The sequence below is a fragment of the Streptomyces sp. MUM 203J genome, from assembly GCF_022414595.1.
Classification (GTDB): Bacteria; Actinomycetota; Actinomycetes; order Streptomycetales; family Streptomycetaceae; genus Streptomyces.
Genome location: NZ_JADWYO010000075.1, coordinates 1 through 21,622, shown reverse-complemented (window position 1 = coordinate 21,622; position 21,622 = coordinate 1). Strand labels below are relative to the sequence as shown.

The window sequence follows — 21,622 nt, the reverse complement described above, 5'->3', positions numbered from 1 at the left end:
TATCGGCTCCGGGGGACCCGCCGGTGCCCGTGTCCGCCGGATGAGACATCGCGGTGGGACACCGGCGCGCCGTCGTCGCGCCCGGTCCGGCGGCGGCGGAGGGTGCGCTGCCGGCCTCCCGGCCCCGCTCGGACGGGGGATGGGCCCTCGCCTCGAAGGGCATCCCGGCGGGAAGGGGCCGGGCCGTACCGTCCATCCGCGATCACTTCGCCCCGAATCCCGTGATCTCGCTGCCGTCGGCCACCCAGAGCCCGTCCCCGGAGGTCACCGCACTCCAGGGCTGCGACGGCGTGTCCACCGAGGACGGGCGCTCCCACATCCGCCTTCCGTCGCCGAGCGCATGGCCGTAGAGGCCCGGTCCGGCGCCACCGCTGACACCGAGGAGTACGAGTCCCGTGAAGGTGCCCAGGACCGTGTGGAGGCCCTTGCCCAGGTCGGGGGTTCGCCAACGGCGGGTCCCGGTGGCGAGGTCGTAGGCGGTGAGGGCGCCGTGGTCGGCGGTGGCGCCGATGCCGGGTGGGGGCTCGGGGGCGGTGAAGAGGGACTTCCCCAGGGGGACGAGTTGCTGCGGGGCCTTGGGGCTCTCGCGCCAGCGGGTCCTGCCGTCGGCGGTGTCCAGAGCGGCGAAGGAGCCGTTGGCGAGGCTTTGCCGGAAGAACGCGGTGCGGCCGTCGGGGCCGAGCCGGGCCGTGGCGGCCAGGGAGACGTTCTGGATCTCCTCGCCGGGGGCCAGGCCGGTGGCGGTGGCCCAGAGCGGGCGGCCGTCGGACACGCGCAGCGCGACGAGCTCGGCCGTGTCGTGCCGCAGGGCGAGAGCGAGGCCGGTGCTGGGGTTCGGGCCGAGGCCGAAGACGGCGGGAGAGTACTTCCAGAGCCGCTCGCCGGTGCGGGCGTCGACGGCGAGGACCGTGCGGCGGCTGTCCGTACCGCCCGACTCCCTGGACACGCAGAGGAGCACGCGGCCGAGTGGATGGACGGTCGTGCGAGGGGACGCGCGGTGCCAGCGGGTCTTCCCTGCGGAGTCGAGGGCGTACAGCTCGCCGCTCAGCTCCGAGGTGACGTACACCCAGCCCTCGTCGCCGGGGTAGGCGGTGAGGTCGGTGCCCTCGGGCTGCGGGTCGCCGGGCGGGGCGAAGCGCCAGCGTTCCTCGCCGGTCAGCAGATCGCGGGCGTGCAGGCCGTCCTCGATCTCGATGACGTACACGGTGTCGCGGCCCGCCGTGGTGGCGTTGCCGTACGGCTGGCGCCGCCACGTCGTCCTACCGGTGTCCGGGTCGAGCAGGGCCGCACCGGCGCCCGCCCTGCCCGTGACGAGCAGCCGGCCGTCGAGCGCTCGCCGTACCTCGGTGAAGCCCTCCGGGAGCGGTCGGCGCCACAACAGCCGTGGCGGAGCCGGGGCGTCGGCGGACCCGGTGCGGGTGATGAGCCAGCCGCCGACGAGTGAGGCCGCCGCGAGAGTGCCGCCCGCCGCCGCGAGCACCCGCCGCCTGCTCCGGTGCGCCGCCGGGCCGTGCGGGGCCAGAGTCGCTCGTACGTCCTCCTCGCGGCGCCGCAGTTCCTGCTCCACGGAGCGCGGCAGCCAGCCGGCGCCGGGCGGCCGGGAGCCGCCGAACAGCTCCGCCAGCTCCGGGACCCGGGGGCGTTTCCACGGTTCCTTCGCGAGGCAGGCGGCCAGCGCCGGGCGCAGAGCCTCGGGGGCGGCGGACAGGTCGGGTTCCTCGTAGGCGGTGCGGTACAGGAGGATGTGCAGCCCGCTCTCCCCGAAGGCGCCGCGGCCGGAGGCGGCGAAGACCAGGGTGGCGCCGAGCGAGAAGACGTCACCGGCCGCCGTGGTGGTCCGTCCGGCGATCTGCTCGGGTGGCAGGTATCCCGCGGTGCCGATGACCTGGTCGGTCCCGGTCAGCCTCTCGCCGTCCACCGCGCGGGCGATGCCGAAGTCGATGACCCGGGGGCCGTCCTCGGTGAGCAGGATGTTGGACGGCTTCAGGTCGCGGTGCACGAGGCCCGCCGCGTGGATGGCGCTCAGTGCCTCCGCGAGACCGGCGGCCAGCGTACGTACCGCCTCCTCCGGCATCGGTCCGTGCGTGTACACCGCCTCGCTCAGGGAGGGCGCGGGCAGATAGGCGGTGGCCAGCCAGGGCCGGTCCGCGTCGGGGTCGGCGGCCAGCACCGGCGCGGTGAAGGCGCCGCCGACCTTCAGTGCGGCCTCGGTCTCGACCCGGAACCGCTCCCGGAAGCGCGGGTCCTGGGCATGGCTCTCCCGCACGACCTTCACCGCCACCGGCCGTCCGGCCCTGGTCGCCGCCAGGTACACCTGGCCCATGCCCCCGGAGCCGAGCAGCCGCAGAACCCTGTACGGGCCCACACGAGGTGGGAGGCGGGGATCAGGAGTGTGCGGTGGCGGTACGGTCACCCGCCGGCCGCCCGGTAGGCCCGGACCCGTCCTCCACCGGCGAGGAACACCGTGCCGGCCCGCACCGCGACGCCCCACAGCTCCATGCCCGCGGGCGCCCCCCTGCCGATGCCGGAGGGCTCGGGGGAGGGTGTCGGCGCCGGCTTCTCCCGCAGTGCCCAGAGCTGTCCGCCGTCGGAGGTGCGCAGTGCCAGGGCGCCTGCCTCGCCGTTCGCGGCGAAGACGCCGCCCGCGTCGATGTCCAAGGGGGTCAGCAGGACCGCGGTGACGTCCTCGGAAGCGGCGAGGGTCTGCCCGAAGCCCAGGTCCGGGGACAGCTTCAGCGGGCTGTCGACGCGCCAGCGCACCTTCCCCGTGGCCAGGTCGACAGCATGCACCCGGGTGGTGTCATGGGTGAGTACCAGGTCGCCTGCCACCACGGGGGCAGAAGCCACGGCCATGGACACCGACCAGCGCCGGGTCCCGGCCCGCGCGTCGTAGGCGGTCAGGCCGCCCCTGATGTTCACCGCGAGGAGCAGGTCACCGGCCGCGGTGATCGAGGAGACGAGCTGCCCTCCCGCGGACTGCATGTACGGAGGCAGGGCGCTGTCCGGGGCGGCAGGGACCTTCACGGACCACCTGGACCTTCCGCGCGCCGCGTCCACGGCGTGGACGGTCAGACCCTTGTCCGAGCTCTCGGTGTAGTAGAAACCGTGACGGTCGGCGGCGTAGCGGACACCGTGGAGCGAGTTGGCGACGACGGGCATCTGCCAGCGGATCCCGCCGCTGGACAGGTCGACGGCGGCGGCGTTCTGGGAGTAGCGGTAATCCGGAGTCGCGCCGGGTGAGGGCGGTACAAGGCCGCCGTCGAACGTGTCGGCCAGGCAGTATGCGGTGTTCCCGTGTGCCGCGAGCAGCATGCTGAGCATGACGGACCTGTCCCGTGCCGCCCTGGACTTCTCCCGGCCGGTGGCCGGGTCCACGACCGCCAAGTAGCCCTCCCCGAGGGAGCCGAGGTCCCTGCTCATGCCCGAGACCAGTATCCCGCCCTCGACGGGTCCGAGGACGCTTCCCCCCAGGCCGACGGGGCTCCGCTCCCAGGAGGATCCGCCTCCGGCCGGGAGCACTCCGTGATGCCAGCGGACCTTGCCCTTCGCCGTGTCGAAGGCCACGGCCCCGTGACCGCCGTCGTGGAGGAGCAGGGTCCTCTCGTAGCAGTGCAGCCCGGGGGCGGTGACAGCGATCGGCGGCGCCTTCGACCACAGCGGCTCGGGCGGATCGGTGAGTCTGACCGTGGGGACGGCGCGGCTCAGCGGTTCTCCACCGCCCCCGGCACCGGGAGGAGGGTCCTCGGTACCGCCCGCCAGGAACGCCGCGGCCGTCGAGCCCGCGGCCACGGTGCCGAGTGCCGCGAGCCCGCCGATCAGGAGTCCGCGACGGCTGGGTTTCCCCGGGTCCGTGCCGCCGGGGGGCCTCCCGGGCGGCGGCGGGACCACCGCGAGCAGCTCGGCCTCCTCCGCCCGCCTCGCCAACTCCTCGCGCAGTGCGGGGATCTGGAGGTCACGCGGGTCGGCGGGCGTCAGCCCGGTCAGGATCTCCTCCAGGCTGGGCCGTTGCGACGGGGTCTTGTCCAGGCAGCGCAGGAGCAGCGGGTGCAGGGCCTCCGGAGCGCCGTGCAGATCGGGCTCGGCGGTGACGATCCGCTGCAGCGATCCTGCGTCCCCCGGGCCGAACGGGCCCTCGCCGCAGGCCGCGTAGACCAGGACACCGGCCAGCGCGAAGACGTCCGCCTCCGGTCCCGCGTCGTGGGAGGAGGCGATCTGCTCGGGTGCCATGAAGGCGGGGGAGCCGATCACGGTACCGGTGCGGGTAAGCCGGGTCCCGGCGGTGTCCAGGGCCTTGCCGATGCCGAAGTCGATCACTCGGGGGCCGTCCGCGGAGAGCAGTACGTTGCCCGGCTTGACGTCACGGTGCACCACGCCCGCCGCATGGACGGCCTGCAGCGCCTCCGCGAGGCCGGTGCCCAGCGCACGCAGCGCCGGCTCCCGGAAGCTCCCGCAGAGCCGGACGGCCTCGTCGAGGGAGGGGGCCGGCACGTACGAGGTGGCGATCCAGGGGCGCGGCCCCTCGGTGTCGGCGTCCACCACCGGCACCGTGTACACCCCGCTGACCCGGCGGGCCGCGGCCACCTCGCGCCGGAAGCGGCTGCGGAAGGCGGGGTCGTCCGCGTACTCCTCGCGCACCCGCTTGACCGCCACCAGCCTCCCCGAGGTCATCCGGCACAGGGACACCACCCCCATCCCGCCGCCGCCGAGCTCCCGCATCACCACGTACGGGCCGATGGTGGCCGGGAGCACGACGGTCAGGTCCTCCGGACCCTGCTCCCCGCCGCCGCCCGACTGCCGTACCGCCATGCGCGAAACCCTCCCCCCGACCGTCCCGGTGCCGCACCGCGGGAGCAGGCGCTCATGGCTCCGCGTGCGGTTCTCCGGTTCGGTGACTGCTTCTCAACTGGTCTGCTGTCAAAAAGAGTTCACTGCAGTATGCCGGTCCGGTCATCCTCGCGGTAAGCGACCGGAGCAACCGGCCTCGGCCGGCCGTCGCCGACGGGTACGGCCGGCCGCCGCGCACCGCGCCGGGGCCGTCATCGTGCGGAGGAGCCCGGAGCGGCAGCACGGGACCCCGTGGCGGGCGGGGACGCGCAGGGGGGAGACGCGGGGGCGGCACACCGTGATTCCACCCGCCGGCGCCACCGGACCGGCATCCTGGGCGCATGGCTGAGCGCTACGCAGTACAGGACCTGGCGCGGGACCTGCGGCACGCGCTGCGCGGCGACGTCGACTTCGGCGCCGCCGCCCGTGCCCTGGCCACCATGGACGCGTCCAACTACCGCCGCGTCCCGCTCGGCGTGGTCGCCCCGCGCGACGCGGACGACGTGGCCGCCGCCCTGGCGGTGTGCCGGGAGCACAGCGTCCCCGTGGTGGCCCGGGGTGCCGGGACGTCCATCGCCGGGCAGGCCACCGGCACCGGCGTCGTCCTGGACTTCACCCGCCACATGCGGGGCCTGCTCGACCTGGACCCGGAGGCGCGCACCGCCACCGTGCAGCCCGGGCTCGTCCTGGACCGGCTGCGCGAGGCGGCACGCCCGTACGGGCTCACCTTCGGCCCCGACCCGTCCACCCACAGCCGCTGCACCCTCGGCGGCATGATCGGCAACAACGCCTGCGGCGCCCACTCCGTCGCCTGGGGGACCACCGCCGACAACGTCCACGGCCTCGGCGTCCTCACATACACGGGCGAGGCCCTCCGGCTCGGCCGCGACGGACGGGGCGAGGCGCCCGCCGGGCTCGACGACCTCGTCCGGAGCCACCTCGGCCTCATCCGCACCGGCTACCCGCCCGGCCTGCCCCGCCGTATCTCCGGCTACGCCCTCGACGCGCTGCTCCCGGAGCACGGCAAGGACCTCGCCCGCTTCTTCTGCGGCAGCGAGGGCACCCTCGGTGTCCTCACCGAGGCGACCGTACGGCTCGTCGCCGTGCCCCGTGCCCGCGCGCTCGCCGTGCTCGGGTACGCGGACGAGAGCGCCGCCGCCGAGGCCGCCGCCGGGCTGCTGCCGCACGGACCGCTCACCGTGGAGGGCATGGCCGAGGACCTGATCCGCGACCCGGCGGCCCGCGAGCCGCTGCCGAGGGGCGGGGCCTGGCTGTTCGTGGAGACGGGCGGCGCGACGGAGGCGGAGGCCGCCGCGCGGGCGGCGGAGGTGCTGCGGGCGGGGGGCGCGCCGGACGGTGCCGTCGTCACGGACCCCGCCGGGCAGCGTGCGCTCTGGCGGCTGCGGGAGGACGCCGCCGGTACCGCCACCCGCACGCCGGACGGGGCGGAGGCGTGGCCCGGCTGGGAGGACTGCGCGGTGCCCCCGGCCCGGCTGGGCCCGTACCTGCGGGACTTCCGCGCCCTGCTGGCCGAGCACGGGCTGCGGGGCACGCCGTACGGGCACTTCGGGGACGGGTGCGTGCACGTCCGGATCGGCTTCGACCTGGTCACCCCGGCCGGGGTGCGGGCGTTCCGGCGCTTCTCGGAGGAGCTGGCCGACCTGGTCGTGGCCCACGGCGGCTCCCTGTCCGGCGAGCACGGCGACGGGCAGGCCCGGGCGGAACTGCTCCCGAAGATGTACGGGGAGGAACTGGTCCGGGTCTTCGGGGCGGTCAAGGACGTGTGGGACCCGCGCCACGGCCTCAACCCGGGGGTGCTGGCCCGCCCGCACCGCCTGGACGAGCAGCTGCGGTTCGAGGTTCTGCCGCCGGAGCGCCCGGTGGTGGCGTTCACGTACCCCGAGGACGGCGGGGACTTCCGTACGGCGGTACGGCGCTGCGTGGGCGTCGCCAAGTGCCGGGCGGAGGGGCCGGCTCAGGGGCCGGGAGTCATGTGCCCGTCGTTCCGGGCGACCGGCGAGGAGCAGCACTCGACGCGCGGCCGGGCCCGGCTGCTGCACGAGATGCTGGCCGGGGAGGTGGTGGAGGACGGCTGGCGCTCCCCGGAGGTGCGGGAGGCGCTGGATCTGTGCCTCGCCTGCAAGGGCTGCCGCAGCGACTGCCCGGCGGGCGTCGACATGGCCACGTACAAGGCGGAGTTCCTGCACCACTACTACCCGGGCTGGGTCCGGCCGGCCGCCCACTACACGATGGGCGGCCTCCCCGGCTGGCTGCGCGTCGCGGCGCCGCTCGCCCCGCTGCTGAACGCGGCGGCCGGGGTGCGGGCGCTGGCGGCCCCGGCGAAGCGGGTGGCGGGCATCGCGCGGGAGCGGGACATCCCGCGCCTGGCGCGGGAGACGTTCCGGACGTGGGCCGCCCGGCGCGCACCCCGCGAGGGCGTCCCGCACGCGTACGTCTGGCCCGACACGTTCACGAACCACTTCACGCCCGGGGTGGGGCGCGCGGCGGTGGCCGTCCTCGAGGCGGCGGGGGTCCGGGTGGAGCTGCCGCAGGGGCGCCGGGTGTGCTGCGGGCTGACGTACGTGTCGGCCGGCCGCCTGGACGCGGCGCGCAAGGTCATGGGCCGCACCCTGGACGCCATGGACCCCGTGCTGGGGCAGCCGCTGGTCGTCCTGGAGCCGAGCTGTGCGGCGACGCTGCGGACCGACCTCCCGGAGCTGCTGCCGCACGATCCGCGGGCGCGGGCCCTGGCGGGTTCGGTGCGCACGTTCGCCCAGGCGTTGGAGGAGCTGGCCCCCGAGTGGCGGCCGCCGCGCCTGGACCGCCCGGTGGCCGGCCAGACCCACTGCCACCAGCACGCGGTGCTGGGGGACGGGGCCGAGCGGCGGCTGCGGGAGCGGGCGGGACTGACGGGCGAGCTGAGCGGCGGCTGCTGCGGGCTGGCCGGGAACTTCGGCTTCGAGCGCGGGCACTACGCGGTGTCGGCGGCCTGCGCGGCGGACCGGCTGCTCCCGGCGGTCTCGGCGGCACCCCCGGAGGCCGAGCTGCTGGCGGACGGCTTCTCGTGCCGTACGCAACTGGCGCAGCTCGCGGACCGGCGGGCGCGGCATCTGGCGGAGGTGCTGGCGGAGGAGCTGGAGGGAGGGGCTTCCAGCAGGTGAGACGGAAGCGGGCTGACATGGCCGAAAACACCGTTCACTGCTTACGTAGGATGAGGCGCCCCGGAAGAGGAGCAACCCCTTCCGCTGCGCGGCCCGTGCCGCGCAGCCCCCGTCGCGCACCCCCGTCCGCGCGGCCCCAGTGAGGAGAGGACCCGGTGAACGACGCCCGCAGCACCACCGCACCCGCCGCCGAGCCGGTCGCCCTCCCCGCGGAGGGCCCGGCGAAGGGCCCCGTCAGAGGCCCCGCGAAGGGCGCGGGTCCGGTGGCCCTGGTCGTGGCGGGCGCGCTGTCCGTGCAGTTCGGCGCGGCCGTCGCGGTGCTGCTGATGCCGCGTGCGGGCGCACTGGGTGTGGTGACCCTGCGGCTGGCGCTCGCGGCGGTGGTGCTCCTGCTGGTCTGCCGCCCGAGGCTGCGCGGCCACAGCAGGGCGGACTGGGGCACGGTGGTGGCGTTCGGCGCGGCCATGGCCGGGATGAACATCTGCATCTACCAGGCGATCGTCCGCATCCCCATGGGCGCGGCGGTCACCCTGGAGGTGCTGGGGCCGCTGCTGCTCTCGGTCCTCGCGTCCCGCCGCCTGGTGAACGCGGTGTGGGCGGCCCTGGCCCTCGGTGGCGTCGTCCTGCTGAGCGGCGGCGGCTTCGACCGGCTGGACCCGGTCGGCGCGGGCTTCGCACTCGCGGCGGGAGCGATGTGGGCCACGTACATCGTCTTCAGCGCCCGTACCGGCCGACGCTTCCCGCAGGCCGACGGGCTGGCCCTGGCGATGGCGGTGGGCGCGCTGCTGAGCCTCCCGCTGGGACTCGCGGAGTCGGGCGGGGCGCTGGCGGTGCCCTCGACCCTGGCGCTCGGTCTGGCGGTGGCGCTGCTGTCGTCGGTGCTCCCCTACACCCTGGAGCTGATCGCGCTGCGCCGCCTTCCGGCGCCGACGTTCGCGGTCCTGATGTCCCTGGAGCCGGCGGTCGCCGCACTGGCCGGGTTCCTGGTGCTGCACCAGGCGCTCTCGCTGCTCGACGCGGCGGCGATCGCGCTGGTCATCGGGGCCAGCATGGGCGCCGTGCGCTACCGCGCGGCGACCCGCGAACCCTGAGGCTCCCGCGCGCCGGCCGGTTCCCCGGCGCGCGGCCCCCACGCCCCCCGGTCTGGACGTCATGGCCGTCGAGAGGGTGCGGACCCTGTCCTGCGGCACGTCCGGCCGCCTCGGCCGCGCCGAGGTCCGCGCCGGGATCCGCGCCGGGAGTGCCGACGAGGCCCGCGCGACGGCGGGCGGATACGGCCTGAGCCAGGCCGCCCCTCCTGGCCGGCCGCCTGCCGGCCCGCTCCACAGCCCTCCTGCCCGGCCTGAACCAACGGCCGCCGAGGCGCGATGATGCGCGGCGACCGCCCGTACCGCGGCGGCATGTGGTGGTCGTTGCCGACGCTGTCGCTGCGGCGGCGAGCAGGGCGTCGTCGAGGCCGATCACGGTTCGGGTCATGTGCGGGCACCTCGTGAAGGTCAGGGACGGCCGCATCCGGTGGCAGGAGGGTGGCGCAAATCAAGCAGGCATGCTTGATTGTTTCTCCCCTCGCTGGCATGCTCCCCACGCACACACCGCCGTGTCCCCGGCCTCAAGGGAGCGCACCGTGTCCGTGTCCGACCCTGTCCGCGTCCTGCGTGACGTGCTGGACGACCTGCGCGACGAGGGGGAGCAGCTCGACCGGCTCGTGGCCCCGCTGGAGCCCGAGCAGTGGAGCCGCGCCACGCCCGCGCCGCGCTGGACCGTCGCCCATCAGATCGCGCACCTCGCCTGGACCGACGACATCGCCGTACGCGCGGCCACCGGTCCCGAGGACTTCGCCGCCCATGTGGCCGAGGCCGCCTCGGCACCCGGGACCTTCGTGGACGAGGGCGCCGAAGCCGGGGTCGCCGCGCACGCCCCAGGCGAGCTGCTGGCGCGGTGGCGGGACGGACGGGCACGGGTGCTCGACGTCCTGCGGGACACCGCGCCCGGCACCCGGATCCCCTGGTACGGCCCGCCCATGAGCCCGGCGTCCCTGGCGACCGCGCGGCTCATGGAGACCTGGGCCCACGGGCAGGACGTGGCCGACGCGCTCGGGGCGGTACGGGAGCCGACCGGCCGGCTCCGGCACGTCGCCCGGATCGGCGTGCGGGCCCGCGACTACGCCTTCGCGGCACGGGGGATGGCCCCGCCCCCGGAACCCTTCCGCGTCGAGCTGGTCGCGCCCGACGGGCACACGGTCTGGGCCTTCGGGCCCGAGGACGCCGACCAGCGCGTCAGCGGGGCCGCGCTCGACTTCTGCCTGCTCGTCACCCGGCGCGCCCACCGCGCGGACCTCGGCCTCCGGGCCACCGGGCCCGATGCCGACCGCTGGCTCGGCATCGCCCAGGCCTTCGCCGGGCCCGCCGGGGCCGGGCGCCCGCCCAAGGGGGCCGCCCGGTGACCCCGGCGGCGGCACCCCTGCGTATCGGCAACGCCTCCGGCTTCTACGGCGACCGCTTCGACGCCGTGCGCGAGATGCTCACCGGTGGCCCTCTCGACGTCCTCACCGGGGACTACCTGGCCGAACTCACCATGCTGATCCTCGGCCGCGACCGGCTCAAGGACCCCTCCCTCGGCTACGCCCGCACCTTCCTCCGCCAGATGGAGGACTGCCTCGGCCTCGCCCACGACCGCGGCGTCCGGATCGTCACCAACGCCGGCGGCGTCAACCCGGCCGGACTGGCCGACGCGCTGCGGGAGTCGGCCGGCCGCCTCGGCCTCCCCGTCCGCGTCGCCCACGTCGAGGGCGACCGGCTGCCCCTCCCCGAGGGCGCGCTCGCCGCCCACGCCTACCTCGGCGGCGGCGGGATCGCCGCCTGCCTGGAAGCGGGCGCCGACGTCGTCGTCACCGGCCGGGTCACCGACGCCGCCCTGGTCAGCGGCACCGCGGCGGCACACTTCGGCTGGCGTCCCGAGGACCACGACCGGCTCGCCGGGGCCGTCGTCGCCGGGCACGTCCTGGAGTGCGGCGCCCAGGCCACCGGCGGCAACCATCCGCACTTCGCCCGGTACGACCTGCGGCACCCCGGCTTCCCGCTCGCGGAGATCCACCCCGACGGCACCTCCGTCATCACCAAGCACCCCGGCACCGGCGGCGCCGTCGACATCTCCACCGTCACCGCCCAACTCCTGTACGAGACCGGCGGCGCCCGCTACGCCGGGCCCGACGTCACCGCCCGCCTCGACACCGTGCGGCTCCACCGGGACGGCCCCGACCGGGTGCGGATCAGCGGCGTACGCGGAGAGGCACCGCCGCCCACCCTCAAGGCCGGGATCAACCGGCTCGGCGGCTGGCGGAACGAGGTCGTCTTCGTCCTGACCGGGCTCGACGTCGAGGACAAGGCCCGACTCGTACGCGATCAGCTGGAGGACGCCCTCAAGCCCCGCCCCGCAGACGTCCGCTGGACCCTCGCCCGCACCGACCACGCCGACGCCCCCACCGAGGAGACCGCCAGCGCCCTCCTCCGGCTCGCCGTCCGCGACCCGGACCCCGCCACCGTCGGGCGGCCCCTCACCGCCGCCGCCGTGGAACTCGCCCTCGCCTCCTACCCCGGCTTCCACCTCACCGCCCCGCCCGGAAAGCCCAGCCCCTACGGCGTGTTCGAGGCCCGGTACGTCGACCCCGCCGCCGTCACCCACACCGCGGTCCTCCCCGACGGGCGCCGACTCACCGTCCCGCACCCCGCCCACACGGCAGACCTCGCACCCGTCCCCGAACCGGACCTGCCCCCGCCGCCCCCGCCGGGGCGCCCCACCCGCCGCGCTCCCCTCGGCCGGGTCGCCGGGGCACGCAGCGGAGACAAGGGCGGGGACGCCAACGTGGGCGTGTGGGCGGAGAGCGAGGACGCCTGGCGCTGGCTGGCCCACACCCTGACCGCCGACCGCTTCCGCGACCTGCTGCCGGAGACCCGCGGCCTCCCGGTCACCCGCCACACCCTCCCCCGCCTCCGCGCCCTCAACTTCACCGTCACCGGCCTGCTCGGCGACGGCGCCGCCGCCCAGGCCCGGTTCGACCCGCAGGCCAAGGCGCTCGGCGAATGGCTCCGCTCCCGCCACCTCGACATACCGGAGGACCTCCTGTGACCGTCCTCGCCACCGCCCTGGACACCACCGGCACCGACTACAGGGGCAACCGCTCCGCCATGCTCGCCAGACTCGACGAGCTGCACACGGAGCACGCCGAAGCCCTCCAGGGCGGCGGTCCCAAGTACGTCGACCGGCATCGCGCCCGCGGCAAGCTCCTCGCCCGTGAACGTGTCGAACTGCTCCTCGACCCCGACACGCCCTTCCTGGAGCTTTCCCCCCTCGCCGCCTGGGGCAGCGACTACACCACCGGCGCCTCCCTCGTCACCGGCATCGGCACCGTCGAAGGCGTGGAGTGCGTCATCACCGCCAACGACCCCACCGTCCGTGGCGGCGCCTCCAACCCCTGGACCCTCAAGAAGGCCCTGCGCGCGAACGAGATCGCCTTCGCCAACCGGCTCCCCGTCATCTCCCTCGTCGAGTCCGGAGGCGCCGACCTCCCTTCGCAGAAGGAGATCTTCATCCCCGGCGGCGCCCTCTTCCGCGATCTCACGCGCCTGTCCGCCGCCGGAATCCCCACCGTCGCCGTCGTCTTCGGCAACTCCACCGCCGGAGGTGCCTACATCCCCGGCATGTCCGACCACACCGTCGTCATCAAGGAGCGGTCCAAGGTCTTCCTCGGCGGCCCGCCCCTCGTGAAGATGGCCACCGGCGAAGAGAGCGACGACGAGTCCCTCGGCGGCGCCGACATGCACGCCCGCTCCTCCGGTCTCGCGGACCACTACGCCCTCGACGAGCCCGACGCCCTCCACCAGGCCCGCCGCATCGTCGCCCGCCTCAACCACCGCAAGGCCCACCCGGCCCCCGGCCCGTACGAGGAGCCGCAGCACGACCCCGACGACCTCCTCGGCATCGTCCCCGGAGACCTCCGCACCCCCTTCGACCCGCGCGAGGTCATCGCCCGGATCGTCGACGGCTCCGACTTCGACGAGTTCAAGCCCCTGTACGGGCAGAGCCTGGTCACCGGCTGGGCCCGCCTCCACGGCCACCCCCTCGGCGTCCTCGCCAACGCCCGGGGTGTGCTGTTCAGCGAGGAGTCCCAGAAGGCCGCCCAGTTCATCCAGCTCGCCAACCAGCGCGACATCCCCCTCCTGTTCCTCCACAACACCACCGGCTACATGGTCGGCGCCGAGTACGAGCAGGGCGGCATCATCAAGCACGGCGCCATGATGATCAACGCCGTCTCCAACAGCCGCGTCCCGCACATATCCGTTCTGGTGGGAGCGAGTTACGGCGCCGGGCACTACGGCATGTGCGGCCGGGCGTACGACCCGCGCTTCCTCTTCGCCTGGCCCAGCGCCAAGTCCGCCGTCATGGGCCCTCAGCAGCTCGCCGGCGTCCTGTCCATCGTCGCCCGCCAGTCCGCCGCCGCGAAGGGCCGCCCGTACGACGAGGAGGGCGACGCGGCGCTGCGGGCACTGGTCGAGCAGCAGATCGAGTCCGAGTCGCTGCCGATGTTCCTCTCCGGACGGCTCTACGACGACGGGGTCATCGACCCCCGCGACACCCGCACCGTCCTCGGACTGTGCCTGTCCGCGATCCACACCGCCCCGGTCGAAGGCGCGCGAGGCGGCTTCGGCGTGTTCAGGATGTGAGGCAGACCATCGTGGAGACCCTCCTTGTCGCCAACCGCGGCGAGATCGCCTGCCGCGTCTTCCGCACCTGCCGGGAACTCGGCATCGCCACCGTCGCCGTCCACTCCGACCCGGACGCCGGGGCCCTGCACGTACGGCTGGCCGACGCGGCCGTACGTCTCCCCGGCGCCGCGCCCGGCGACACGTATCTGCGGGGCGACCTGATCGTGAAGGCCGCGCTGGCGGCGGGGGCGGACGCGGTGCACCCCGGGTACGGGTTCCTGTCCGAGAGCGCCGCGTTCGCGAGGGAGGTGGAGGGCGCGGGGCTCACCTGGGTCGGGCCGCCGCCGGCCGCCATCGAGGCCATGGCGTCCAAGACCCGGGCCAAGCGGCTCATGGGTGCGCCGCCCCTGGACCCGGCCGCGCTCACGGCCGCCGACCTGCCGGTGCTGGTGAAGGCGGCGGCGGGCGGCGGCGGGCGAGGCATGCGGATCGTGCGGGAACCGGCCGAGCTGGCCGCGCAGCTGGAGGCGGCGAGGGCCGAGGCGCTGTCCGCGTTCGGGGACGGTGAGGTGTTCGCGGAGCCGTACGTGGAGCGCGGCCGGCACATCGAGGTGCAGGTCCTCGCGGACGCCCACGGCACCGTCTGGACGCTCGGCACCCGTGACTGCTCCCTTCAGCGCCGCCACCAGAAGGTCGTCGAGGAGGCCCCGGCCCCCGCCCTGACGCCCGAGCTGACCGCCCGGCTCCAGGCCACGGCCGTGCGTGCCGCCCGCGCCATCGGCTACACCGGCGCGGGCACCGTCGAGTTCCTCGTCGACGGGGACGAGGCCCACTTCCTGGAGATGAACACCCGCCTCCAGGTCGAGCACCCGGTCACCGAGGCCGTGTTCGGCATCGATCTGGTCGCCCTCCAGCTCCGCGTCGCGGAAGGCGCCGCCCTCCCGCCCGAGCCGCCGCGGCCGAGCGGTCACGCCGTCGAGGCCCGCCTCTACGCCGAGGACCCGGCCCGTGGGTACGCCCCGCAGACGGGCACCCTGCACACCCTGGACGTCGACGGCGTACGGCTCGACACCGGCTACGGGGCCGGGGACACCGTGTCGGTCCACTACGACGCCCTCCTCGCCAAGGCCGTCGCCCACGCGCCGACCCGCGCCGAAGCCCTCCGCAAGCTGGCCCGGGCCCTCCGGCAGGCACGCGTCCACGGCCCCTCCACCAACCGCGACCTGCTGGTCCGCTCCCTGCGCCACCCGGAGTTCACCAAGCCGGGCGGTGCCGACACGACGTTCTACGACCGCCACCTGACCGGACTGACGGCCGACGCCCCGGACGATCCCGGCGAGGCGCACGCCGCGATCGCCGCCGCCCTGTCCGAGGCCGCCGGAGCCCACCCCCTGGGAGCCTGGCGCAACCTCCCGTCCCCGCCGCAGACGAAGACGTACGAGGGGCGGACGGCCACCCACGAGGTCCGCTACCACCGCACCCGCGACGGCCACACGCTCCCCGGCCACCCCGGCGTGCGGGTCGTGTCGGCCCGCCCCGGCGAGGTCCGGCTCGACGTGGACGGTGTCGTACGCCCGTACCGGATCGCCGTGTACGGCGAGGATCCCGCGGTCCACGTCGACACCCCCGCCGCCGCGTACCGCCTCACCCCCCGGCCCCGCTTCCCCGACCCGGCTCCCCGCACGGCCCCCGGCTCCCTCCTCGCGCCCATGCCCGGCACGGTCGTCCGGATCGCGGAGGGGCTGGCCGAAGGGGCCGCGGTCGAAGCGGGCCAGCCGCTCGTCTGGCTGGAGGCCATGAAGATGGAGCACCGCGTCACCGCTCCCGCCTCCGGCACCCTCACCACGCTCCACGCCAGGCCCGGCCACCAGGTCGAGCAAGGCGCCCTGCTCGCCGTCGTACGTCCCGTACAGGAGGAAAAGGCATGAGCGTCATCACCGAGACCGAGGAACAGACCGCCCTCCGCACCGCAGTGGCCGTCTTCGGCCGGAAGCACGCCGGCAGCGCCGACCACGACGGCCTGTGGGCGGAGGCGGGCAGGCTCGGCTACCTGGGCGTGAACATCCCCGCCGAGTACGGCGGCGGAGGCGCGGGCGTCACCGAACTGTCCCTGGTGCTGGAGGAGCTGGGCGCGGCAGGCTGCCCCCTCCTGATGATGATCGTGTCGCCCGCCATCTGCGGCACGGTCATCGCCCGGTTCGGCACCGACGAGCAGAAGCAGCGCTGGCTGCCCGGGCTGGCCGACGGCTCCCGCACGATGGCGTTCGGCATCACCGAGCCCGACGCGGGCTCCAACTCCCACCGCATCACCACCACCGCCCGCCGCACCCCCGACGGCTGGGTCCTCAACGGCCGCAAGGTGTTCGTCTCGGGTGTCGACATCGCGGACGCGACGCTCGTCGTGGGCCGCACCGAGGACGCCAGGACCGGCAGGCTGAAGCCCTGCCTGTTCGTCGTCCCCCGCGAGACCCCGGGCTTCCACCGTGCGCACATCCCCATGGAACTCGACGCCCGGGAGAAGCAGTTCGAGCTGACCCTCGACGAGGTGCGGCTCCCGGCGGACGCGCTGGTCGGGGACGAGGACGCGGGCCTGCTCCAGCTGTTCGCGGGGCTGAACCCCGAGCGGATCATGACGGCCGCGTTCGCGCTGGGCATGGGCCGGTACGCGTTGGACCGGGCTGTGACGTACGCGAAGGAGCGCCAGGTCTGGCAGGCTCCGATCGGCGCCCACCAGGCGATCGCGCACCCGCTCGCCCAGGCCCACATCGACATCGAACTGGCCGCGCTCATGATGCGCAAGGCGGCGGCGCTGTACGACGGGGGCGACGACCTCGGCGCGGGCGAGGCGGCCAACATGGCGAAGTACGCGGCGGGCGAGGCCTGCGTGAAGGCGGTCGACCAGGCGGTGCACACGCTCGGCGGCAACGGCCTGACCCGCGAGTTCGGCCTGGCCCGGCTGATCGCGGCGTCCCGGGTGGCCCGGATCGCGCCGGTGAGCCGCGAAATGATCCTCAACTACGTCTCCCACCAGACGCTGGGCCTTCCCAAGTCGTACTGAACTCACCGTGGATCGGAGGCGGCCGTGCTGAAGACCAGCCACGAGTCGGGCATCACCACCCTCACCCTCGACGCCCCGGAGACCCGCAACGCCCTGTCGGCGGGCCTGGTCGCCCGGCTCGCCGACACCCTGGCGGCCTGCGGGGCGGACCCCGGGGTCAGGGCGGTGGTGCTGACCCACACCGGGAACACCTTCAGCGCGGGCGCCGACCTGAAGGCGCCGCCGGACCCGTACGCGCTGGTGGCGCTGCTCCGCCGGATCGTGGAACTGCCGAAGCCGGTGCTGGCCCGGGTGGACGGGCACGTACGGGCCGGGGGCCTGGGGCTGCTGGGGGCCTGCGACATCGTCGCCGTGTCGGAGGCCTCGGACTTCGCGTTCACGGAGGTACGCCTCGGGCTGGCCCCGGCGGTGATCTCCCTGACGGTGCTGCCGCGTGTCGAGCCCCGGGCGGCGGGCCGCTACTACCTCACCGGGGAACGGTTCGGCGCGGCGGAGGCGGTGCGGATGGGCCTGGCCACGGTGGCCGCACCAGAGGCGGACGAGGCCCTGAGCCCCGTCCTGCGGTCCCTCCGCCGGGCCTCCCCCCAGGGGCTGGCCGCGTCGAAACGGCTGGTGGCGGCTAGGGTGCTGGAAACCTTCGAGCGCGACGCGGAGGAATTCGTGGGGCGCTCGGCTGCGCTCTTCGCCTCGGCGGAGGCGCGTGAGGGAATGACGGCCTTCCTGGAGAGACGGGATCCCGTATGGGCGATCTGACCGAGGCGTTCTCCGCCCGCACACCGAAGCAGGACCGCAGCCGCGCGACCCGGCGGCGGCTCCTGGAGTCGGCGGTGGCCTGTCTGGCCGAACGCGGCTGGGCGGGCTCCACGGTCTCGGTGGTCGCGGAACACGCGGGCGTCTCGCGGGGGGCGGCACAGCACCACTTCCCGACGCGGGAGGACCTGTTCACGGCGGCGGTCGAGTACGTCGCCGAGGAGCGCTCCCAGGCCCTGCGCGGGCTCACCGGGCGGAGCCGCGAGGAGGTGGTCTCCGCCCTGGTCGGCCTCTACACGGGCCCCCTGTTCCGCGCGGCCCTCCACCTCTGGGTCGCCGCCTCCTCCGAGGAGCAGCTCCGCCCGCGCGTCACCGAACTGGAGGCCCGGGTGGGCCGGGAGGCCCACCGCATGGCCGTCGAGCTGCTCGGCGCGGACGAGTCACGCCCCGGAGTCCGCGAAACCGTCCAGGGCCTCCTCGACATGGCCCGCGGCCTGGGCCTGGCGACCCTGCTGACGGACGACACGGCGAGGCGGCGGCGGGTGGTCGCCCAGTGGGCGAGGCTGCTGGACGCGGCGCTGGGCTGACGCCGCGCCCGCAGCGAGATCGTGGGGCTCAGCCCACGATCTCGCCGTACCCCGCGATCTCACGAGGGCTCCGCGCCCCCGGTCCCACGTACCGCGCCGACGGCCGCACCAGCCGCCCCGTCCGCTTCTGCTCCAGGATGTGCGCCGACCACCCGGCCGTGCGCGCGCAGGTGAACATGGACGTGAACATGTGCGCCGGCACCTCCGCGAAGTCCAGCACGATCGCCGCCCAGAACTCCACGTTCGTCGCCAGCACCCGGTCGGGCCGCCGCGCGTGCAGCTCCTCGAGCGCCGCCCTCTCCAGCGCCTCCGCCACCTCGAACCGCGGCGCGCCCAGTTCCTTCGCGGTCCGCCGCAGCACCCGCGCGCGCGGGTCCTCCGCGCGGTACACCCGGTGCCCGAAGCCCATGAGCCGCTCGCCCCGGTCGAGGGCGTTCCGCACGTACGCCTGGGCGTCACCCGTACGCTCGATCTCCTCGATCATGCCGAGGACCCGCGACGGGGCGCCCCCGTGCAGCGGACCGGACATGGCGCCCACCGCACCCGACAGCGCCGCCGCGACGTCCGCGCCGGTCGACGCGATGACCCGCGCGGTGAACGTGGACGCGTTCATGCCGTGCTCCGCCGCCGACGTCCAGTAGGCGTCGACCGCCTTGACGTGCCTCGGGTCCGGCTCGCCGCGCCAGCGGATCATGAACCGCTCGACCACCGACTGCGCCTTGTCGATCTCCCGCTGCGGCACCATCGGCAGTCCCTGTCCCCGCGCGCTCTGCGCCACGTAGGACAGTGCCATGACGGCCGCCCGGGCCAGATCGTCCCGCGCCCGCTCGGCGTCGATGTCCAGCAGCGGTTTCAGGCCCCACACGGGCGCCAGCATGGCCAGCGCGGACTGAACGTCGACCCGGATGTCACCGGAGTGCACCGGGATCGGGAAGGGCTCGGCGGGCGGCAGACCGGGGTCGAACGCCCCGTCCACGAGCAGTCCCCAGACGTTCCCGAAGGACACCTGGCCCACCAGGTCCTCGATGTCGACGCCCCGGTACCGGAGGGCGCCGCCCTCCTTGTCCGGTTCGGCGATCTCCGTCTCGAACGCGACGACTCCTTCGAGCCCGGGTACGAAGTCGGACATCAGCGGCTCCTCGATGGTGGTGTGTACGGAGGGAACAGTGACCCAGCGGAAGAGTCTGTCGGGTTCCACCGATGCGGGGAAGCGTGACGTCAGGCACACTGCGCCGATCCGGGCGGGGAGGATTACCCCCCTCGGTCGCCGGGCACACTCACCCGCTGCGGCAGGATGGGCGCTGTGACCGACGCTCCCGATCCGGCCGCCCCGGAACCCGACACCGAACTCGGCATCGCGCCGGAACTCGACCCGGCGCCCATGCGCGAGCAGTACCACACGGCCGAGCTGTCCGAGCGCGACCTCGCCGCGGACCCGATGACCCAGTTCGTCCACTGGTTCAAGGAAGCGGCGGCCAGCGCCGAGATCCACGAGCCGAACGCCGTGATCGTGTCGACGGCGACCCCGGAGGGCCGCCCCTCCTCCCGTACGGTCCTCCTCAAGCACTACGACGCGCGCGGGTTCGTCTTCTACACGAACTACGCGTCCCGCAAGGGCCGCGAACTGGACGCCAACCCGTACGCGTCGCTGCTGTTCCCCTGGCACCCGATCGCCCGCCAGGTGGTCGTCACCGGCCGGGTCACCCGCGTGGGACGCGACGAGACCGCCGCGTACTTCCGGACCCGCCCGCACGGCTCGCAGCTCGGCTCCTGGGCCAGCGACCAGTCGGCGGTGATCGGCTCGCGCGCCGAACTGCTGCGGAGGTACGAGGAGCTGGCCGCGCGCCACCCGGAGGGCGAACAGGTGCCGGTGCCGCCGCACTGGGGCGGCTGTCTGGTCGTGCCGGACGCGGTGGAGTTCTGGCAGGGCCACGAGAACCGCCTGCACGACAGGCTGAGGTACGTCCGCGAGGAGGAGACGGGCGGCTGGCGCGTGGAGCGCCTGGCCCCCTAGGCACGAGAAAGCCCGCGGGCTCGGCTCTCCCTGTCGACAAGGGAGGTCGGCCGGATGTGCCGACAAGCCCGCGGGCCGGTGACTGCTTGGGTGTACGGCAGGAGGCCTGCCGTCATGTGACGGCAGGCCTCAGCCCGCAGTCACCTCACGCATCCGAAAAGAAACCACTTCCGGATCACCTCCTTTCTCGTGTGCCGCCACACTAGGAACCCGCCGCCGCCCGCCACAACCGATTTTCCCGAACCAGGTGTGTCCTGGGTCACTGGGAGGGTTGAATGGCCGGGCACGTGCGATTGCACGCGAGGACACGTCCTGCAGGGGGTGCCGGGATGAGCGCGTCCGGAGGCCGTACGGGCACGGGCACAGACGCGGGTACGGGCGAGGAGGCGGAGGCTCCCGGCGGGGATACCGGCCGGGCGGGCGCCGACCTGCTCGCCTCGCTGCTCGACGGGATGGACGCGGGGCTGGTCGCGTTCGACGCGGAGGGCACCGTCACCCACTGGAACCGCGAGGCCGAGCGGATCCTCGGCTGGCCGGCCGGGGAGGCCGTGGGGCGGCGGGGCCTGGCCGGCTGGGCGGTGCGCGCGGCGGACGCCGGGGAGGTGCGGAACCGGCTGGCGGTGGCCATGGCGAGTGCTCCCGAGCGCCGCGTCCACGAATGCGCGCTGCTGCACAGGGACGGCGGCCGGGTGCTCGTACGGGTCCAGTCGGCGGGTGTGCGGGGCGCGGACGGCCGCCCGGCCGGGGTGTTCTGGGCCTTCGGCGAGGTGCACGCGCAGCTGGACTTCGAGCGGTCGGTCGCGCTGAGCGAGGCGCTGTTCTCGGACGTGCCGTGGGGCGTGCTGGTGGTGGACGCGGATCTGCGCCCGGCCGTCGTGAACGCACACGGGGCGCGGGCGCTGGGCCGCACCCGTACGGCGCTGCTGGGCCTCCCGCTGGGCGATGTGGTCGCACAGGGCGTCGAGCAGCTGGAGGCGGCGCTGGAACACGCCCTTGCCGAGGGTGCCGAGCCGCAGCCCCCGGCCGATCTGTGGGTGACGGTGCGCACCGCGGACGGCGAGGTCCGGCGCTGCTGGCGCAGCGGCTTCGTGCGGCTGACGTCCCCGATGTCGCAGGAGCCCGCGCCGCTGGGCGTGGCGTGGCTCTTCCAGGACGTGACGCGCGCGCGGCTCGCCGAGCAGGAGGCGGACCGGCTGCGCTTCCGCTCGGGCCAGCTGCACCGGGCGGGCGGTGCGGCGGCGGAGTGCGAGGACCCGATGGAGGCGGCGACGGTCCATCTGGACTTCGCCCTGGCCGGTTTCGCGGACGCGGCCCTGCTGGACCTCTCGGAGGGTTCCGAGGGTCCCCTGCTCCGGGCGGCGGCCACCCCGGCGGGCGCGCTGGACCCCCTGGCCCGGGCGACGCCGGGCACGGGCCTCCCGGTCCCGTACGCCCCGGGCCATCCCGCTCTCCGGGCCCTGGAGCGGGCGGGCTCGGTCCGCGCGAGCGCCTGGTCGCCGGGGCCGAGGCGGGAAGCGGGGCCGGGC

At 75.0% G+C, this 21,622-nt stretch carries 14 protein-coding genes; 11 read left to right on the top strand and 3 right to left on the bottom strand.

All coding sequences use genetic code 11. The features are described 5' to 3' along the window. Positions 1–202: 202 nt before the first annotated feature. Both I3F58_RS26230 and I3F58_RS26225 read right to left on the bottom strand, forming a co-directional pair. Positions 203–2,365: a serine/threonine-protein kinase gene (locus I3F58_RS26230; RefSeq protein WP_308355067.1), complete on the bottom strand. Its 2,163-nt coding sequence runs from the start codon at positions 2,363–2,365 to the stop codon at positions 203–205. 44 nt (positions 2,366–2,409) lie between these two features. Continuing rightward, positions 2,410–4,806, bottom strand: a complete 2,397-nt coding sequence (locus I3F58_RS26225) for a protein kinase (protein ID WP_240111175.1) — start codon at positions 4,804–4,806, stop codon at positions 2,410–2,412. A gap of 359 nt (positions 4,807–5,165) precedes the next feature. On the opposite strand from I3F58_RS26225, the gene I3F58_RS26220 reads away from it, so the two are divergent. The 9 genes from I3F58_RS26220 to I3F58_RS26180 all read left to right on the top strand — a co-directional run bounded on the left by I3F58_RS26220 (position 5,166) and on the right by I3F58_RS26180 (position 18,082). After that, complete coding sequence (locus tag I3F58_RS26220; RefSeq protein WP_240111174.1) at positions 5,166–7,985, top strand: FAD-binding and (Fe-S)-binding domain-containing protein; 2,820 nt, start codon at positions 5,166–5,168, stop codon at positions 7,983–7,985. A gap of 155 nt (positions 7,986–8,140) precedes the next feature. Beyond that, positions 8,141–9,076 carry a DMT family transporter gene (locus I3F58_RS26215; RefSeq protein WP_240111173.1) on the top strand — a complete coding sequence of 312 codons (936 nt, stop codon included), beginning with the start codon at positions 8,141–8,143 and terminating at the stop codon, positions 9,074–9,076. A gap of 539 nt (positions 9,077–9,615) precedes the next feature. Further along, positions 9,616–10,428 carry a TIGR03084 family metal-binding protein gene (locus I3F58_RS26210; RefSeq protein WP_240111185.1) on the top strand — a complete coding sequence of 271 codons (813 nt, stop codon included), beginning with the start codon at positions 9,616–9,618 and terminating at the stop codon, positions 10,426–10,428. Continuing rightward, positions 10,425–12,110, top strand: coding sequence for an acyclic terpene utilization AtuA family protein (locus I3F58_RS26205; protein WP_240111172.1), 1,686 nt, complete (start codon positions 10,425–10,427; stop codon positions 12,108–12,110). The genes I3F58_RS26210 and I3F58_RS26205 overlap by 4 nt, the downstream gene beginning before the upstream one ends. Next, entirely contained in the window at positions 12,107–13,705 is a 1,599-nt protein-coding gene (locus I3F58_RS26200) for a carboxyl transferase domain-containing protein (RefSeq protein ID WP_240111171.1), read from the top strand. Before I3F58_RS26205 ends, I3F58_RS26200 begins: the two co-directional genes overlap by 4 nt. A gap of 8 nt (positions 13,706–13,713) precedes the next feature. Continuing rightward, positions 13,714–15,615 carry a biotin carboxylase N-terminal domain-containing protein gene (locus tag I3F58_RS26195; RefSeq protein ID WP_240111184.1) on the top strand — a complete coding sequence of 634 codons (1,902 nt, stop codon included), beginning with the start codon at positions 13,714–13,716 and terminating at the stop codon, positions 15,613–15,615. Continuing rightward, a complete protein-coding gene (locus I3F58_RS26190; protein WP_240111170.1) occupies positions 15,612–16,745 on the top strand; it encodes an acyl-CoA dehydrogenase family protein in 1,134 nt (377 codons plus the stop codon). Before I3F58_RS26195 ends, I3F58_RS26190 begins: the two co-directional genes overlap by 4 nt. 24 nt (positions 16,746–16,769) lie before the next feature. Beyond that, complete coding sequence (locus I3F58_RS26185) at positions 16,770–17,498, top strand: enoyl-CoA hydratase family protein (RefSeq protein ID WP_240111169.1); 729 nt, start codon at positions 16,770–16,772, stop codon at positions 17,496–17,498. Then, entirely contained in the window at positions 17,486–18,082 is a 597-nt protein-coding gene (locus I3F58_RS26180; protein WP_240111168.1) for a TetR/AcrR family transcriptional regulator, read from the top strand. The genes I3F58_RS26185 and I3F58_RS26180 overlap by 13 nt, the downstream gene beginning before the upstream one ends. A 28-nt stretch (positions 18,083–18,110) precedes the next feature. On the opposite strand, the gene I3F58_RS26175 is transcribed toward I3F58_RS26180, so the two are convergent. Further along, positions 18,111–19,211: a citrate synthase 2 gene (locus tag I3F58_RS26175; RefSeq protein ID WP_240111167.1), complete on the bottom strand. Its 1,101-nt coding sequence runs from the start codon at positions 19,209–19,211 to the stop codon at positions 18,111–18,113. Positions 19,212–19,463: 252 nt separating this feature from the next. Between I3F58_RS26175 and pdxH the strand changes: the two genes are divergently transcribed. Together pdxH and I3F58_RS26165 are read left to right on the top strand one after the other, a co-directional pair. Next, positions 19,464–20,096, top strand: coding sequence for a pyridoxamine 5'-phosphate oxidase (gene pdxH / locus I3F58_RS26170; protein ID WP_240111183.1), 633 nt, complete (start codon positions 19,464–19,466; stop codon positions 20,094–20,096). A 329-nt stretch (positions 20,097–20,425) separates the two neighbouring features. Next, positions 20,426–21,622: PAS domain-containing protein (locus tag I3F58_RS26165; RefSeq protein ID WP_240111166.1), on the top strand; the 1,197-nt coding region annotated here is incomplete at its 3' end.

What these genes read in the sequence shown, in the direction of transcription:
- I3F58_RS26225 (WP_240111175.1), bottom strand. Translation starts at nt 4,806, where the DNA reads ATGGCGGTACGGCAGTCGGGCGGCGGCGGGGAGCAGGGTCCGGAGGAC.
- I3F58_RS26220 (WP_240111174.1), top strand. Translation starts at nt 5,166, where the DNA reads ATGGCTGAGCGCTACGCAGTACAGGACCTGGCGCGGGACCTGCGGCAC.
- I3F58_RS26190 (WP_240111170.1), top strand. Translation starts at nt 15,612, where the DNA reads ATGAGCGTCATCACCGAGACCGAGGAACAGACCGCCCTCCGCACCGCA.
- I3F58_RS26180 (WP_240111168.1), top strand. Translation starts at nt 17,486, where the DNA reads ATGGGCGATCTGACCGAGGCGTTCTCCGCCCGCACACCGAAGCAGGAC.
- I3F58_RS26175 (WP_240111167.1), bottom strand. Translation starts at nt 19,211, where the DNA reads ATGTCCGACTTCGTACCCGGGCTCGAAGGAGTCGTCGCGTTCGAGACG.
- pdxH (WP_240111183.1), top strand. Translation starts at nt 19,464, where the DNA reads ATGCGCGAGCAGTACCACACGGCCGAGCTGTCCGAGCGCGACCTCGCC.